Below are 16756 nucleotides of genomic sequence, written 5' to 3'. Positions count from 1 at the left end.
TGATGATCGAGGAAGGTCAGGCCGCGCCCGATGTGACGCTGCAACTGCCCGACGAGAGCGAGGCGCAACTCAGCGACTATCGCGGCAAGCCGCTTGTGCTCTATTTCTATCCCAAGGACGATACACCGGGCTGCACCAAGGAGGCGATCGCCTTTACTGATCTTGCCGGCGATTTCGAAAAGGCCGGCGCCAAGGTCGTTGGCGTGTCGAAGGACCCGCCTGCGAAGCATGTGAAATTCGCTGACAAGCACGATCTGAAGGTCGATCTCGCCACCGATGCCGATGGATCGGTGACCGAGGCATTCGGCGTCTGGGTCGAGAAGAATATGTATGGCCGCAAATATATGGGTATCCAGCGCGCCACTTTCCTGATCGACGCGGACGGGACGGTCGCCAAGGTGTGGCCGAAGGTGAAAGTCGCCGGTCATGCCGAAGCCGTGCTCGAGGAAGTGAAAGCGCTCGGATAAGCCGATGGCGCAGACGAGCGTCGCCTCTGCCGCTGCGGCCGTGCTGCGTGCGGCGCAGCCGCGCGACAAGATATTTGCCGCCCGAACCGCGGTACGGGACTGGCGGTTCGGGCGGCTCGCGCATGTTTTCGATGAAGCGATGCCGGACCGCCCCGCGCGGCCCGATCGGCCCGAACTGTTGCCGCCGTCGCAGATGCCGCGCCGGGGCAAGGGCGGTTCGGAGCGCGGGCGCATCGCGATGTTGCATGCGCTTGCCCATATCGAGTTCGTCGCGATCGATCTCGCCTTCGACATGGTCGGGCGGTTCGGTGACGCGTTTCCGTCGGAGTTTACCGACGACTGGATGCGCGTCGGTGCGGAAGAGGCGATGCATTTCGCTTTGCTCGACCGGCGCCTCGCGTCGCTTGGGTCCGGTTACGGCGCATTGCCGGCCCATGACGGCCTGTGGGAGTCGGCGGAAGCCACTGCGCACGATCCGCTCGCGCGGCTTGCCATCGTGCCGATGGTCCTGGAAGCGCGCGGCCTCGATGTGACGCCGGCGACGATCGAGCGGTTCGAGCGGGCAGGGGATAGCGCTTCGGCGCGGATTTTGGCGCGGATTATGGACGATGAGGTCCGTCATGTGGCTTTCGGCGTCAAATGGTTCGAATCCCGGTGCAAAACGCTCGATATTGCACCGCACCAAACCTGGCAGACGCTCGTCGAACGGTATTTTGGCGGTCGTCTGAAGCCGCCATTCAACGACTCGGCGCGTCGACAAGCCGGTTTGACCCGAGATTTCTATATGACGCTTGCGAGATAGACAGTTCATTAACAATGTCGGCTCAGAACGGGGGGTGAGAGGCGATTTTGCTCTCATCCGCACAGGGTTTCATTCGATTTGCGCGCATTTTTCGGCTGCAAATCGGCAATAACGGGTCGCAAAACCGCTATGATTTCGAATATTCTTAACGCTCCCAAGCATTTTGTTTCGACGTTCGGATATGCAATTGTCGCGATTTTCGCGACATTTGCCGTAGCGGTTCCCGCTTCCGCGCAGAGCCATGCCGGAGCTTCGGAAACGTCCGAAGTCCGTGCGCTGTTCGCGAACTGGCGTCAGGACGAACGGCAGCGTCGCGGTGTTATGGCGATTCCTTCGGTCGAACCGGTTACAGATCGCTATCGCTTGAGCAGCAATTTCGGCATGCGCACGCATCCGATACTCGGCGGCCGGCGGATGCATAATGGCGTCGATATGGCGGCTCCGATCGGTACGCCGATCTATGCAACGGCCGATGGTATCGTTGGCCGCGCACAATGGCTTGGCGGCTACGGCAAATATGTCGAGATCAATCATGGCGGTGGAATCCAGACGCGATACGGCCATCTTTCTCGCATCCTCGTCGAGCCGGGTGCTCGGGTGACGCGCGGCCAGATGATCGGCCATATGGGCTCCACAGGCCGCTCCACGGGCAGCCATCTCCATTACGAAGTGCGCATTTCCGGTCGCGCGGTTAACCCGATGCCGTTTATGACGTCCGACAATTATCTGGCGCAGATGGCGGCGGCCGATACAGCCACCGAAACGTCCGGTGCCGGGGTTGGCGGCAGCCAGTAAATTTGCGCGCCTGCGGGCGGCTAACTTGTCGCCGGTGCCAGTCTCACCTATCTTAATCGCATGACAGACGTGATCGATATCGATCTGACGCCCTCCGCCGCCGAGCGGGTGGCTGCGATTGCCGAACGACAGGGCAAACCCGCCATCTTGCGGCTGGCGGTCGATGGCGGCGGCTGTGCGGGCTTTCAGTACCGGTTTGAACTGGCCGATAGCGTCGAGGACGACGATGTGCTGGCCGAGCGCGACGGTGTGAAGCTCGTCGTCGATACGATCAGCCTCGATCTCGTGCGCGGCTGTTCTGTCGATTTCGTCGAAAATCTCGGCGGCGCGGCGTTCCAAGTCAACAATCCGAACGCCCAGTCCGGCTGTGGCTGCGGCACCAGCTTTTCGGTCTAATCCGCTTCTAACAGCATCGCGACGCGTGTTTCGGGATCGAACCCGTCCGCATATTCGTCGTCGAGTTCGGCCTGGATGCCGGGCGAGGGATCCGGCCATTCCGCAAAACCGAGCGATGCGTAGAAGGGCATGTTCCAGGGAAGTAATCGGTCGGTGATCAGTGTGAGCGCTGTACCATGCTCGCCTGCATGGGCGATGGCGTGTTGCATAAGCTTGCGACCGATACCGCGACCCTGAAAATCGGCGCCGACGGCGAGCTGGTCGATATAGATCAGATCGTCCACGGCATGGGCGCAGACGAAACCGGCAATCCGGTCCGCCTCTTCCCAGACCCATAGCCGGTCCTCGCCGAGGCTTCGTTCGTAGCGATCGCGCGGCGGTGGCCATTTGCCGATCGCCCATTCCAGATGCGTGCCGCGAAACAGCGTATCGGCCGATTCTTCGACCGCGCCGATCGCGTCCAGTTCCCCTTTGCGCGCCAAGCGTATCAAATCTTGCCTCCCGGCTGGCACCATCACCGCTATCGGGGCATAAGGCCTTCCCATGAAGATCGCGACCTATAATGTGAACGGCATCAACGCCCGGCTGCCCCGGCTCGTCGAATGGCTCGATGAGCAGAAACCCGATGTGGTGTGCCTGCAGGAGTTGAAAGGCGATGGAGACCGATTGCCCGTCAAGGCGATCGAGGAGGCCGGCTATACCGGCGTCTGGCTGGGTCAGAAGGGGTTTAACGGCGTTGCGATCCTGCGGCGCGGCGCGGAGCCGATCGAACATCAGCGCGGCCTGCCGGGTGACGATGCGGACGAGCAGAGCCGCTATATCGAAGCCGAGATCGGCGACCTGATCGTCGCCTCCATCTATCTGCCCAATGGCAATCCGCAGCCCGGCCCCAAATTCGACTACAAGCTCGCTTGGATGGAACGGTTGCTGACGCGCGCCGAAACGCTGTTCGCGACCGAACGGCCGGTGGTCCTTGCCGGCGACTATAACGTCATCCCGACCGACAATGATGTGCATTCCCCCGCCGCGATGGCAGACGATGCGCTGACCCAGCCCGAAAGCCGCGCGGCCTTCCGGCGGCTGGCCGCGATGGGCTGGACCGATGCGATCCGCGCGCGTTTCCCGAGCGCCAAAATCTGGACCTATTGGGACTATCAGGCCGGCGCCTGGCAGCGCGATGCGGGCCTCAGGATCGACCATCTGATGCTGAGCCCGGTGGCCGCCGACCGGCTCGTCGATGCGGGCGTGGACAAGGAGTATCGCGGCCGGGAGAAGGCGTCCGACCATACGCCGGTATGGATCGAGCTGGCGGAGTGAGCGCGTTGCGCCTTAAGTTCCCGTTAGGTTGACACGGAACCGGGTTGGGCCTGCGCAAAGTTCCCGCCTGTGTGACGCCCGCCGCTTTTCGCCGCCCGAGCACGCCATCCGCGTGGGACAGCGCGGCGCGCAATTGTCCACTCGGCAGTTTGGCATGATCGGGCGCGCGGCCCGGGATCGTATCGATATCGAGAAAAGCGGCCCGCCGCGCCTCCCGCCGCCGCGCGGCCGCCGCCCATTCCGCGGCGAAGGCCGGATTGCGGCGGCGCAGCTTCGTCACCGACCGCCGCGATAGCCCAAGCGCCGCGCAGGATGCCCCGACCCGGCCGCTGGCCTCGAACAGCGACAGAAAACACCGCATCCGCCGCACCGTCCAGCCCGATGCGCGGTTGCGGACGATAGCGGTGGCGAGAGGGTCGCTACACCGCAAATCGCCTCCGTCATTCCCGCGAAAGCGAGAATCCCGCTGCTTCCCCGCATTTTCCTGCAAAGCGGGACTCCCGCTTTCGCGGGAGTGACGAGGGGAGGGCGAGGCGGCGAGGCCCGATTTCGGTGACGTAGGCGTCCGATGTGTCATCCATCAGAATGGCACATGCTTTGTCCTACATTGCAAGAGGCTAGAGTTTTTCATCTTAAGGTAGAATCACGTCATGCCGGACTTGATCCGGCATCCAGAGCCAAGAGCGATATCGTTTGCTGCCCTGGACCCCGGATCAAGTCCGGGGTGACGCAACGTCAACCGGAGATATTCTACAGCCCCTTCTCATACACCGAATAGACCCGGTTATTATCCCCGTCGATCGCGTCCGCAATCGCCACCATTCCCTGATTGTCTTCGAGGATCCAGCCGACTTCGGCGATGCCGGCGTCCATCGTCCCGACGCCCCAGCGGCGGATATATTCGATCATCATGAAGGCGAGCTGGCTGGCGAGGCGGCTGTTCTGATGTTCGGGCAGCACGCCCATCAGCGGGACGCGGCCGATCTTCCAGCGTTTGCGTTTGAGCTTCCAGAGCAGCTTCGCCCAGCCGAAGGGCAGCAGCGAGCCGTTCATCTCGATCAGCGCTTCGTTGATATCGGGGAAGGCGAGCATGAAGGCCGCGGGCTTGCCCTCATAATAGGCGATCAGGTTGACCGGCGGGTAGATGACCGGTTTGAGCTTGCCCTTGATATATTGGACCTCGCGGTCTGTGATCGGGACGAAGCCCCAATTCTTGCTCCAGGCGCGATTGAGGATCGAGAGGATCAGCTCGGCCTCTTCGTCATAGCGGTTCATGTCGATCGGGCGGATTTCGATTTTCGCGTTGCGTTCGCCCGAGGCGACGATCCGGTTCACGATTTTCGGGAACCCATCGACGATCGGCACGCGATAGGTGAGTAGCTGTTTGACTTCGCTGTAACCGGCGGCCTCGATCCAGCCCTGATAGGCGGCATTGTGATGGCCCATCATGATCGTCGGCGGGTGGTCATGGCCCTTGGTCAAGAGGCCCGGCTCGTCCCATACGGACAGGCTCATCGGCGCGATGACGCGGGTCATGTCCTGACCTCTCAGCCAGTCTTCCGCGGCTGCGATGAGCGCGTGCATCACCGTTTCGTCGGCTGCCTCCATCATGCCCCAATTGCCGGTGCCGGGGCCCATGCCCTGATCGGCCGGCTGTTCGAGCGCGAGATGATCGTAATGCGCCGAGATGCGCCCGACCGGCTCGTTTCCGCGCCAGGCGAGGAAGAGCTGGACGGTGGCGTGTTCGTAGAAGGGATTCTTGTCGCGGTTCAGCAGCTCGTACACGTCCGAGCGCAACGGCGGGACCCAATGCGGGTCGCCGCTGTTGAGCCGATAGGCGATGTCGACGAACGTCTTGAGCTCCGCCTTGCCGGTGACCGGGCGGACGGCGATGTCTGCGGTCATGGTCGGGGTGACAGTTCCGGTCAGTCCTTGGCGCGCTGCGTCGGGTGTCCGGTGGCGACGCCGCCCGACAGTTCCGCGACCCAGGGATAGCGCTCGGCCGTCTCGGGCGTATAGCCGAGGTTGAACACCGTCTCGCTCTTCTCCTTGCGGTCCGGCCGCTCGTAGAAGGTGCCGAAAACCTTGTCCCAGAAGAAGTTGGTGATCCCGAAATTGCCGCTCTCGTCATGGAAATGATGGGCCATGTGGCGGGCCTTCATCTGTGCGAGCCATTTGTTGCGCGGCTTGTACTTCAGATGCTGCACACAGTGGCAGAATTCGTAGAAGCATGTCGTCAACAGGCCCGCGCCGACCGCCGCGGCCGCGCCGCCGACACCGCCGATGGCCCAGCCGATGGGCGCGAGGATGACGACGATCGTCGGCAGAGTCGTGGTGAGCGAGCCGAACAGCACTTCGAGATGGTTCGGGTCCTGATGGTGATCGTAATGGATGCGCTTCCAGACCGGAGCGAGAATCTTCACCTTGTACATCCACTGGCTGTGCAGCACCCAGCGGTGCAGCATGTACCAGGCGAGCGGATAAGCCATCACGGCGACCGCGAGGCTCGCCGCGGTCTGTAACAGGGTCGCCGGCTGCCAGACATAGATGCCGAGCATCACGACAGACAAAGCCAGATAGGCGATGATCGCCGGATACTGAAAATAGGCGACGACCAGTTCCTTGAACGTCATCTTGTCGAGATAGTGCGACCGATTCCAGATACCGGGGCGCGCTGTAGCTGCGGCTCTCACGTCTAACTTCCTTTAATCTTTAAACTTGCGAATCTGATAGCGAAACGGCCCATTGCCGTAAGCCTGTCCATATGAACAGGCAATGAGGCAGCTTTGCGACGAAAATCGTGCGCTTCTTGTAGTGTTTTCGGGCAAAAGAGGCGCGACTCACACCAGCCTTGCTCGCTTCGCGAACGATCCTAGCGCGGCGCGATCGTCTAGGTCGAGCCCGAGCCGTAGCGTTACCCAGCATAAGGGCGCAAAGAGCAGGATCAGACCGACGGCGCGCACTGGTGCGCCCAACGGCTCGAGTACAGAGCCGGCCAATGCGAGCAGCGCGACACCAATCACGCCCGCGAAAAGCCCACGTAGAAAGGGGAGGTCGAAGGGCTGCAGATCGTCGCTGATCTTGAGTTCGACGACGGCCGCGAGTGCGATCGCCACCGCGCCGATACTCACCGCGATAGCCATGCCCGCCGCGCCGCGTTCCGGCGCGAAAAGCAGCGCAAGAGCAGTCCAGATGGCAATGCCGATCAGGCTGTTGACCAGCGGCAGGAGGCGATGGCCGATCATCTCGACGATCGGCGTGGCGGGCCCGACAATCGCTTCGCCCATCCGTCCGGCCGTCAGGATCACAAGCGCCATCAGCGCGGCGTCTACACCCGGGCCGAACAGGCTCAAAATGTCCGAGGCGAGGAGGATCAGCAGGCCACCTAGAGGCAGAACGAGCGCCGCCGAAAGACGCGATGAAAAGGCGTACAGCGGCGCGATGTCTTTCCGATCGAGTGCGGCCTGGGCGGAGCTGAGTGGCGCGAGGACGTAGAGAAAGGCTTGCCGCACGATCAGCGGGACGGAGGCTACTTTGCGCGCGATGCCGAACAGGCCGGCTGCGGTCGCGCCCTGGGTTCCCGGCAGCATGACATTGAGGATGATCGGCGGCAGGTCGTTCAATATCCGGCGGGCGATGGCGCTGGGCGACAGGGCGAAGCCCGATATCAGCACATTCGCGCGCAGCGGCTTCGGCACCGGAACCCGCAGCATCAGGCCGAGATCATAGTAACGGCCGAGCAGTCGTAGAGAGAGGATGGCGACCAGCGCGAGCGACAGGAGGTGAGCGAAGAGCAGGCCGCTGCTCGCAAATCCGGCAAAGAAAAAGCCGATAGCGAAAACGAGCCGCGCGCATTGCTCCCAAAAGATGCGCAGGCGGATCTCAGGGCCAAAGGCGCGCCGCGCCCGTGCGGCCGAGGTCGCGATCTCGACGAACGTCCAAAGCGGGAGCGCCCAGGCGAACAGGGCAATCATCTGCGGCAGCTGGGCCGCGTCTTCAGGCGAGGCCGATACCCATTGTGCGATGTCGGCCGAGAATAAGGTGACGGCGGCCGCGATCAGGCTGGCGGGGATTACCGTGACGAGCAGCGCGAATTTCACTGCCCCATGCGCCGCCTCTTCACCCTCGACAGGTACGATCCGCTGCAAGGCCTGGGTCAGCGACAGATCGACGATCTTCTCGGCCATGTTCACGGCCGACCAGAGGACGATGTAGAGCCCGTAGGTCGCGATGCCGAACAGCCATGTGTAGATCGGCTGGGCGATCACTTCGATCAGTGCGCCAAGCCGCGCCAGCGCCGCCATCCCCGCGCCATGGGCGACGTCGCCGCGCCGCACAGCGGCGGGTTTCGGGGAGGCTGGTGGTGTTTCGGCCATACGCCATCCCTATTCGTTTTAGGCTGGGTTTGTCGAAGTGCTGTGCGTTATTTTGTCAGAACATTGCTATCGCAATGTCGCGGCACCAGCCCTCACCCCCTCCCGACCTCCCACGAGTGTACCCTGAATGGGAGGTCGGGAGGGGGTGAGGGCTGGTGCGGCGCTCGACTAATAGGTCGAGTCTGACAAACAAAACTAATCGCTTCATTCCTCGGTTCGGATCAGCACGGCCTCGCCGATCAGCAAGAAGAGGAAGAAGGGCGCCCATGCCGCCAATACCGGCGGATAGGCGCCGATGTTGCCCATGGCGAGCGCGAAATTGTCGGCGACGAAATAGGTGAAACCCAGCGCCATCCCGATGATCGCGCGGATGAAAAGCTGGCCCGAGCGCGCAAGGCCGAAACCGGCCACTGCCCCGAGCAGCGGCATTAATATGGTCGATAAGGGCCCGGAAATCTTATGCCAGAGGCCGGCCTCCAGCGCGACGGTGGACCGGCCCGCGGCCTCTAGATCGGCGATCGCCTGGCGCAGTTCGAAGAAATTGAGTGCGCCGGCTTCGACATTGGCGAGCGTGAACTGATCGGGTGTCACATTCTCGGCGATTATCATCTCTTCCGGATTGGCCTGCTCGACTGCGGAAACGTCGAATTGCTGCGGATTTTCGAGCCGCCAGCCCGATCCGGTATAGGTCGCTCGTTCGGCGCTCACGAGATATTCGATCGTGCCACCCGTCCGGTCGTACACGGTCACGCCTTCGAGAACCGCGTCGTCTCCACGCCCCGACACGCTGCGCGCGTTGATCAGATCGTTCCCGTCGCGCACCCAGACATTGGTCGCACCGGCGCTTTGGTCCGGTATCGGGCCATAATCGACCGATTCCCAGGCGGCGAGCGTGGCATAAGCCGGCGCGACGACCCGCTCGTTGAAGATGAAAAGGCCAATGCTGATAATGAAGCCGGTCAAGATGAGCGGCGCGAGAATCTGGTGCGCCGAAGCCCCCGCCGCCTTCATCGATATGATCTCGCTATTCGCGTTCATCGAACTCAGCGCGATCAGCGTGCCGAGCAAGGCCGCGAAGGGCAGAAAGCGCTCGATCAGTTGCGGCACGCGTAGCGAGACATAGAACCAGAGCTCGGCCTCGCCATTGCCCTCAGGCGCCAAAATCTGTCCGGATTCGCCGAGCAGATCGAGCGTCATCAGGATGACGACGAGCCCGCCCAATACGGCGAATGTGCGCGTGACGAATATCTTCGCCATGTACAACGAGATCGTCCGCGATGGGAAGAATTGGAACTGCGGTCCGCGCACGGATCAGTTTCCGATCGGTCTTTGCCTGCGCAGGAACAGTTTTCTGACGCCCCCCGCGATTTTGGAAAAGCCTTTTTCGAGCGCGCCGATCGGCTGTCCGCCCGGCACATAGGCGATATGATAATACATCCAGATAATGAGCCCCGCGAAGACGACGAACGGCACCCATAAGGATATCAGCGGATCGACGCGGCCCAGCGCGGCAAGGTCTTCGCCATATTGGCAGATTTTATGGTAAGTCGTGATCATCACCACCGACAGGAACACCCCGAGCGCCGAAGTCGATCGCTTCGGCGGCACGGCGAGCGCCACAGCCAGTAAGGGCAGCAGGAACATCATCGCGATTTCGGCCAGGCGATAATGAAAGTTCGCCCGGCTCGCGAGCCGGAGATCTTCGGGAACGCTTTCGTCCCCGCCGACGCGGACCAGCTCGAAGAGGGTGAGTTCGCGATGTTCGCCGCCACGCCCCCTGAATTGTTCGATACGGGGCAGGTCGATGGGCAGGTCATGACTTTCGAAGCTCAGCACGCGCGGGCTTTCGAAATCGGCCTGGTTATGGATCAATCGGCCATTGGTCAGCCGGAGCAGGATCGTATCCTCCTCGTCGGTCGCCATGAACGTGCCATGGTCCGCCGACACGGAAAGCTCGCGGCCTTCGGGCGATGTCGTGCGGACGAATATGTCCGACAAGTCCCGCCCGTCATTCGTACTTTCCTCGACGCGCAGCGTCATATTGCTGCCGAGATTGTTGAATTCGCCGACATTGATCGACGCGCCGAGCGCGCCTGAGCGCAGCTCGAACTGGAGATTTTCGTACGAATAGCGCGCGATCGGCTGGAAATAGCTGACGATCAGGAGGTTCAGCAGGACAAAGCCGACCGTGAAGATATAGGGCACGAACAGCAGGCGCCGATAGCCGATCCCGCAGGCCTTGAACACGTCGAGTTCCGACGAGAGAGCGAGCTTGCGGAAGGCGAGCAATATGCCGAGCAGGAGCCCGACCGGGATCGCCAGCGACAGATATTCGGGCACCAGATTGGCCAGCATCTGCCACACGACATTCACCGGGCCGCCTTCGCGCGCGACGAAATCGAACAGCCGCAGCATCTTGTCGAGCACCAGCAGCATGGCCGCGATGACCAGCGTCGCCACGAGCGGGACGATGATCAGCCGGAACATATAGCGGTCGGTGGCAGTGAAGATTTGCAAAGTTCAGACGCTCCGTGACCATAATTTGGCCGCAAGCATTGGGGATATTTGTCTGAAATAGGGGATTAGTATGAATTTTGCCATGCCCGATCTGGGCAAACAGGCATGGCAGAACCTGTTGGAGTAAGTTTTCGATGCTGAAAAGCAAATATGTTACCGCAGCCGCCGCCCTGTCCGTCGCGGCCATCGCCAGTTCGGCCAATGCCGGCACACGCGTGTCGAACGATATGAGCCGGTGCCAGGCCGGCGCGTCGGGTTCGGCCGCGCTCGTGCGCGTGGTCGGCTTTCGCGATTCCAATGGCCGCGTTCGCGTGCAATCCTATCGCGGCGACAATAGCTGGCTCGAGCGTGGCGAGTGGCTGCACCGCGTCGATATTCCGGCACAGCCGCGCAACCGTAACATGACCGTATGCCTTCCGCTGCCCGGCCCGGGCACCTACGGGATCGCCGTGCGCCATGACAGCAACGGTAACAATCGGTCCGACCGGCGCGATGGCGGTGGTTTCTCCGGCAACCCGGATATCTCCTTTCCGTTCAATCTCGAACCCGATGTCGACGAGGTCCGCTTTCGCGCAGGCCCCGGCGTGACCCGGGTGAACATCGTGCTCAACTATATGCAGGGCACATCGATAGAGCCGATCAGCTAGTCTATGGTCTGTGTCGCCCTTCTCTCCAATCCCCGCTCGACGGGAAATGTCGCGATGCTGCCGCAGATACGCAAATTCTGCGCGCAGCGGCGCGACATCTTCCATTACGAGGTCGAGGATGTGAGCCAGATCGGCGAAGCGCTGGAGACGATCGCGCGCGTCAATCCGCAGATCCTCGTGATCAATGGCGGGGACGGAACGGTGCAGGCCGCGCTGACCGAGCTGCATCATGGCCGGCATTTCGCCGATGCGCCGCCGCCCGTTGCCGTGCTGCCCAATGGCAAGACCAATCTGATTGCGCTGGACTTGGGCGCCGAGGGCGATCCCATCAAGGCGCTCGAACGGATCATGGAGATCGTGCGCACCGATCTTAGCGACCATATCGTTAGCCGCGAGCTGATTTCCCTGAGCGGCAGCGGTTCGGCCGACCGGCCCGTGCTCGGCATGTTTCTGGGCGGGGCGGGGCTTGCCGATTCGATCCTCTATTGCCGGCACAAAATATATCCGCTCGGCCTGCCCAACGGGTTCAGCCATTTCCTCACAGCCATAGCCGTGGTCCTGTCGGCGCTGTTCGGGATCAAGGCGCGCTTTCTCCCGCCCCAGGCGCGGCCGATCAGTGTCTCGGTCATCCATCAGGGCGAAATTCAGGGCAAGTTCGCGCTGCTCATGGTGACGACGTTGGAGCGTCTGCTGCTCAAGAGCCAGACAGCGCTCGGGTCGTCGGCGTCCGGTCCGCTGAAGCTCATGATGGTCGAACAGAAGCCGCTGACATTGTTGCGGGCGCTATGGGCGAGCATGTTCGGCAGGCTCGACAGAACACCGCTGGCCGGCGTGCATCTGAGCCAGGGCGATGAAATCCGCATCGAGGGCGATCAGTCGAGCGTGATCCTCGATGGCGAGCTTTTCGAGGCGCGGAACGAACAGCCGATCGTGCTCACCCCGACAACGCCTGTTCCGTTCCTCTCGCTCGCGGCCTGATCATGCTCCGGGAGTTGGTGAAGGCGGAGCTTGAAACGCCCGTGGACCCGCGTGTTTCGGCCTTTGCCGATCATGTTGCTGGCTTGTTCGGTGATTCGGCCCGTGCGGTCCTGTTCTATGGCTCCTGCCTGCGGACGAGCGAACTCGACGGGCAGATGCTCGATTTCTACGTCATCGTGTCCGATTATCGCTCGGCCTATGACAAACGCTGGCTCGCGACGGCCAACCGGTTGCTGCCACCCAATGTGTTTCCGGTCCAGCATGGCGGGCTGCAAGCCAAATATGCGGTGCTCAGCGAAGAAGATTTTGCCCGGCTGGCGTCGTCGCGAACCCGCAACGTTTCCGTCTGGGCTCGCTTCGCACAACCGGCAAGACTGGTGTGGAGCAAGAATTCGGATGCGGCCGACCGGGCTATCGATGCCGTGGCGCATGCTGCGCCGGCCTTGCTCGATGCGGCGCTGCCGATGCTCGACGAGACGGTCGCACCGCTCGATATGTGGCGCGGCGCTTTCGCACTGACCTATTCGGCCGAGCTGCGCGCCGAGCGTCAGGGTCGCGCGGCTTCGGTCGTCGATTTCGATCCAGACCGCTATCGGGCATTTACCGGGCCGGCTCTGGCCGCGCTCGGTATCGCGGCTGATACGCACGCCGAGCATATCGCCAATCCGCGGGCAGGCGGCGCGCGCTGGCAATGGGCACGTCGACGCCTTGAAGGCAAGCTGCTCACGATTGCGCGTCTCGCCAAGGCCAGCGCGACCTATGCGGGCGGCGTCGATTATCTGGCTTGGAAGATCAATCGCCATGCGGGCACCGAGATTACGGTGCGGCCGTGGCAGCGCCGTTGGCCATTGCTGGGCGCGCTCGTCCTGCTGCCGCGGCTGATCGCCCGGGGCGCGGTGCGCTGAGGGTCTAGTCAGGCGGTTTCGGTTTGCCGCGCGGGCACGGCGCTGTCGACGGCTTCCGCAAGGGCGTTGATCGTGAAGGGCTTGCGCAGGATCGCGTGTCCGGCGAACTGTTCGCCATCGATCGCATCCCGGGCATAGCCGGTCACGAAGATCACCGGCATATCCGGCCGGTCGGCGACGATCTCCCCGGCCAGCTCCGGCCCGGTCATTTCCGGCATGACGACATCGGTCAGCAACAGATCGATCTCCGGCCGCTCGGCCAGAATGGCCAGGGCTTCGCGCCCGCTGGCACAGGCGAATATCGCATGCCCCAATTCTTCGAGGCCGGCGGCGGTTGACCGCCGCACACGGTCGTCGTCCTCGACCATCAGGATCGTGCGCGCGTGCCGATTGCGTTCGATAGCTTCGGTCACAGCACCGCCGCGTCCATCATGGGCGACATGACCAACGAAACGCGGCAGGAACAGCGAGACGGTGGTTCCCGAACCGACGGTGGAATCGATCCAGATATCGCCGCCCGATTGCCGGACAAAGCCGAATATCTGGCTCAGCCCCAACCCGGTGCCTTTGCCCACCGGCTTGGTCGTGAAAAAGGGCTCAAACACATGCTCGATCGTCTCGGCGTCCATCCCCGTGCCGGTGTCGGTGACGGCGATGCAGACATAATCGCCGGGCGCGATCTCGCCGATTTCGTCGGCGTCGAGAGTCCGGTTACCGATATCGATCTTCAGATCGCCCCGCCCATCCATCGCGTCCCGCGCGTTGACGGCGAGATTGAGCACGGCGTTTTCGAGTTGATGCGGGTCGACCCAGATCGGCCAGATATCGTCTCCCGCGTCAATCGACACCGCAATCTGCTCGCCAATCGCGCGGTGCAGCAAGTCTGCCATGGAATCGATCTGAGCGACCGGGTCTATGCCTTTGGGAAGGAAGGGTTCTGCGCGCGCGAACGTTAGCAGCCGTCGGGTGAGCGTGGCCGCCCGGTTCGCCCCTTCGAGCGCGTGATCGATATGATCCGAGGCGCGGTCCGGGTCGGCCTCGATCTTGCGCTTTGCCATGTCGAGTCCGCCAATAACAACGGCCAGCATATTATTGAAATCATGGGCGATACCACCAGTCAGCTGACCGACGGCCTCAAGCTTCTGCGCCTGTTGCAGTTTCTGTTCCGCTGCTGCCCGGTCGGCCGCTTCGGCGCGCAGTTCGGCGTTCAGAAGTTCGAGTTCGGCGGTCCGTTCGGCGACCGCATCTTCGAGTTCCTGTGCGCGCTGGTCGGCATCGGAGCGCTGGCGGAATGCGCTGAACGTCGCATAGGCGAGGATGAGCGCGGCAATGGCGAGGATGATGCCCGCAAGCGTGAGCAAAGTGGCGAGCAGCCGGGCGCGCTCATTGGTCTCGACGCGCGCCGCCGAACGATCGCTGAGCAGGGCGCGTTCGCTGTCGATGATCTCTTCGAGAATGCGGTTCGCGGTCACACCGTTCTGGCTGTTGGCGATGCTGTTGTAGCGGGCGAGCGCCTCGAAATTCTCGCCGGCCGCGGCGAGCCGCGCGGCGACGGCCAGTTCGCCGCTATAATCGCGCAATACTGTTTCGAGTTCGGCGGCCCGCGCCGTTTGGTCGGGATTGGCGCGCACGATCCGCTGCAGGCGCTGGACATGCCGGGCAGCGGCGCGGCGCTCGTTGCGGTAGATGGTGGCCGGCGCGCTGTCGCCATTGATGATGAAACGCCCCAGCGCCACTTCGGCCCGCGCCAGCGATTCCTCAATGCTGCGAGCGGCCATGATCGATTCGAAGCTCTGCCGTTCGCTCAGCGCTGCGGCATCGCGTTCGTCGTTGGACTCGACCACGAGATAGATGAGCACGCCAAAGAGCAGGGCGAGTACGAGCGCCCCTGCACTGGCAAATCCGCGACCCCAGACCTCCTTGTCGGAAGATCCGGTCAGGCCGGTCGTTCCTTCTCGGTCCGTCATGACCGCAAAACTATATCGCGCTCAAACGGGCACGAATAGCGATGGGTCGCCGTTCGTCCCGTGATTCGTTTCGGTTGGGCGCGGGTGCTGGCAGTTAGATTGCGCCGGTCGCCTTGCCGGCCGCTTCGAACATGCCGAGAATCTGCTCGACCTGCTCGGATGTATGCTCGGCGCAAAGCGAGCAGCGCAGGAGATAGACACCGACCGGTGTTGCTGGCGGACGCGCCATATTCACATACAGACCCTGTTCGAGCAGCGCCTGCCACATCAGCACGGCCTTTTCCTGATCGGGTAGCAGCACCGCGAGGATAGCGCTTTCCGGCTCGTCCGTGGCGAGCTTGAATCCGAGATCGCGCAGGCCCTGGTGCAGGCGTTTGCTGTTTTCCCAGAGATGCGCGCGCTTGTTCCCTGCATACATGAGTTTGCGGATCGAGGTCGTTGCGGTCGCCACTACCGACGGCGGGAGCGAGGCCGTAAACGTATAGGGCCGGCAGACGAGGCGCAGGAAATCGGTCTGTGGGTGGTTCGACACGCAAAAACCGCCGACCGTGCCGACGCTCTTGGAGAAGGTGCCGATGATGAAATCGACCTGATCGATCACGCCCTGCGCTTCGGCGACGCCCCGGCCATTCTCGCCGAAGAAGCCCATCGAATGGGCTTCGTCGACCAGCACCATCGCGCCATATTTTTTCGCGATCGGCACCATCTGATCGAGCGGCGCGATATCGCCGAGCATCGAATAGACGCCTTCGAGCACGACGAGCTTGCCGGCTTCGGGCGGCAGCTTGGCGAGGCGTTTTTCGAGATTCTCGACATTGTTGTGACGGAAGCGGACGATATCCGCATTGCCGAGGAAGCAGCCATCATAGATGGAGGCGTGGCTATCGGCGTCGAGGATCACATAATCGCCCTTGCCGGCGAGCGTCGACACGATGCCGAGATTGGCCTGATAGCCGGTCGAAAAGACCATGGCATGGTCCATATCGTAAAATTCTTCGAGCGCTTCCTCGCAGGCCTTGTGGCCCTGATAGGTGCCATTGAGGACGCGGCTGCCGGTTGTGCCCGAGCCGAACTTGTCGAGCGCGTCCTTGCCCGCCGCGATCACGTCCGGATCGAAGGTCATGCCCATATAATTATACGTGCCGAGCAGGATCGTGTCCTTGCCCTCGATCACCGCCTCGGTCGGCGATTTCACCTCGTCCATCACGATGGCGAAAGGATCGCGTACGCCGGCCGCAAGGAGATTGTCCCGCTCTTTGACCAGCGGCGCGAACTTGGCGAACAGATCGGGAGCCTGCGGTGCTTCGGTTTCCGGCTCTATGGCCTGCGATGTCGTGGCGTTCATTACTTCAACTCCTGGACGGCATCGACGAGCTGGCCCACCGTTTCGATCTCGGCCTGCTGGTTCATTGTGATGACGATATCGAACTCGTCTTCGATCGAGGCCACGAAATCCATGACGGTCAGGCTGTCCCACTCGAGATCGCCTGCAAATGTCGTATTTTCCGTGAGCTCTACGCCCTTGGCGTTGAACGGTTCGATAAGTGTCTTCACCGAAGCGAAGGTCGTCGCGCGGTCTGTCATCATGC

General features: G+C 62.3%; 17 protein-coding genes. 8 read left to right on the top strand and 9 right to left on the bottom strand.

The window, feature by feature from the left end; translation table 11 throughout:
* The first annotated feature begins 2 nt into the window (after nt 1-2).
* The 4 genes from bcp to erpA all read left to right on the top strand — a co-directional run bounded on the left by bcp (nt 3) and on the right by erpA (nt 2460).
* A complete protein-coding gene (bcp, locus tag Q0974_RS14700; protein ID WP_299329437.1) occupies nt 3-467 on the top strand; it encodes a thioredoxin-dependent thiol peroxidase in 465 nt (154 codons plus the stop codon).
* Between the two features lie 4 nt (nt 468-471).
* Nucleotides 472-1269: a ferritin-like domain-containing protein gene (locus Q0974_RS14695; protein ID WP_299329172.1), complete on the top strand. Its 798-nt coding sequence runs from the start codon at nt 472-474 to the stop codon at nt 1267-1269.
* Nucleotides 1270-1398: 129 nt separating this feature from the next.
* Complete coding sequence (locus tag Q0974_RS14690) at nt 1399-2064, top strand: M23 family metallopeptidase (protein WP_299329170.1); 666 nt, start codon at nt 1399-1401, stop codon at nt 2062-2064.
* 69 nt (nt 2065-2133) lie between these two features.
* Nucleotides 2134-2460, top strand: a complete 327-nt coding sequence (gene erpA / locus Q0974_RS14685; RefSeq protein WP_299329435.1) for an iron-sulfur cluster insertion protein ErpA — start codon at nt 2134-2136, stop codon at nt 2458-2460.
* Here erpA and Q0974_RS14680 read toward each other — a convergent pair.
* Nucleotides 2457-2942 carry a GNAT family N-acetyltransferase gene (locus tag Q0974_RS14680; protein ID WP_299329167.1) on the bottom strand — a complete coding sequence of 162 codons (486 nt, stop codon included), beginning with the start codon at nt 2940-2942 and terminating at the stop codon, nt 2457-2459. The two genes, erpA and Q0974_RS14680, sit on opposite strands and share 4 nt — an antisense overlap.
* A 61-nt stretch (nt 2943-3003) precedes the next feature.
* On the opposite strand from Q0974_RS14680, the gene xth reads away from it, so the two are divergent.
* Entirely contained in the window at nt 3004-3777 is a 774-nt protein-coding gene (gene xth, locus Q0974_RS14675) for an exodeoxyribonuclease III (protein ID WP_299329165.1), read from the top strand.
* A 750-nt stretch (nt 3778-4527) separates the two neighbouring features.
* Here the strand turns inward: xth and Q0974_RS14670 are convergent.
* The 5 genes from Q0974_RS14670 to lptF form a co-directional block, all read right to left on the bottom strand.
* Entirely contained in the window at nt 4528-5682 is a 1155-nt protein-coding gene (locus Q0974_RS14670; protein ID WP_299329163.1) for an N-acetyltransferase, read from the bottom strand.
* Between the two features lie 20 nt (nt 5683-5702).
* Nucleotides 5703-6410 carry a sterol desaturase family protein gene (locus Q0974_RS14665; RefSeq protein ID WP_299329433.1) on the bottom strand — a complete coding sequence of 236 codons (708 nt, stop codon included), beginning with the start codon at nt 6408-6410 and terminating at the stop codon, nt 5703-5705.
* Between the two features lie 207 nt (nt 6411-6617).
* Nucleotides 6618-8153, bottom strand: coding sequence for a polysaccharide biosynthesis protein (locus tag Q0974_RS14660; protein ID WP_299329161.1), 1536 nt, complete (start codon nt 8151-8153; stop codon nt 6618-6620).
* A gap of 204 nt (nt 8154-8357) precedes the next feature.
* Nucleotides 8358-9461, bottom strand: coding sequence for an LPS export ABC transporter permease LptG (lptG, locus tag Q0974_RS14655; protein WP_299329159.1), 1104 nt, complete (start codon nt 9459-9461; stop codon nt 8358-8360).
* A 3-nt stretch (nt 9462-9464) separates the two neighbouring features.
* A complete protein-coding gene (lptF, locus tag Q0974_RS14650) occupies nt 9465-10640 on the bottom strand; it encodes an LPS export ABC transporter permease LptF (RefSeq protein WP_299329157.1) in 1176 nt (391 codons plus the stop codon).
* A gap of 164 nt (nt 10641-10804) precedes the next feature.
* On the opposite strand from lptF, the gene Q0974_RS14645 reads away from it, so the two are divergent.
* From Q0974_RS14645 to Q0974_RS14635, 3 genes are read left to right on the top strand one after another with little or no spacing between them, the layout of a single operon-like run.
* A complete protein-coding gene (locus tag Q0974_RS14645; RefSeq protein WP_299329156.1) occupies nt 10805-11317 on the top strand; it encodes a DUF2141 domain-containing protein in 513 nt (170 codons plus the stop codon).
* 3 nt (nt 11318-11320) lie between these two features.
* On the top strand, nt 11321-12295 hold the full coding sequence (locus tag Q0974_RS14640; RefSeq protein WP_299329154.1) for a diacylglycerol kinase family protein: 975 nt from the start codon (nt 11321-11323) through the stop codon (nt 12293-12295).
* Nucleotides 12296-12297: 2 nt separating this feature from the next.
* A complete protein-coding gene (locus Q0974_RS14635) occupies nt 12298-13200 on the top strand; it encodes a hypothetical protein (protein ID WP_299329152.1) in 903 nt (300 codons plus the stop codon).
* Nucleotides 13201-13208: 8 nt separating this feature from the next.
* Here Q0974_RS14635 and Q0974_RS14630 read toward each other — a convergent pair whose 3' ends face one another.
* From Q0974_RS14630 to Q0974_RS14620, 3 genes are all read right to left on the bottom strand, one after another.
* Nucleotides 13209-15167 (bottom strand): ATP-binding protein, encoded by a 1959-nt coding sequence (locus Q0974_RS14630; protein ID WP_299329150.1) that lies wholly within the window; start codon nt 15165-15167, stop codon nt 13209-13211.
* A gap of 94 nt (nt 15168-15261) precedes the next feature.
* Complete coding sequence (locus Q0974_RS14625) at nt 15262-16512, bottom strand: aminotransferase class I/II-fold pyridoxal phosphate-dependent enzyme (RefSeq protein ID WP_299329148.1); 1251 nt, start codon at nt 16510-16512, stop codon at nt 15262-15264.
* Complete coding sequence (locus Q0974_RS14620; protein WP_299329431.1) at nt 16512-16751, bottom strand: acyl carrier protein; 240 nt, start codon at nt 16749-16751, stop codon at nt 16512-16514. The genes Q0974_RS14625 and Q0974_RS14620 overlap by 1 nt, the downstream gene beginning before the upstream one ends.
* Nucleotides 16752-16756 lie beyond the last annotated feature (5 nt).

It is taken from the genome of Parasphingopyxis sp., assembly GCF_028279465.1.
GTDB lineage: Bacteria > Pseudomonadota > Alphaproteobacteria > Sphingomonadales > Sphingomonadaceae > Parasphingopyxis.
Note: the sequence above shows the minus strand (reverse complement) of the source record. Positions and strands in the feature narration are given on the sequence as shown.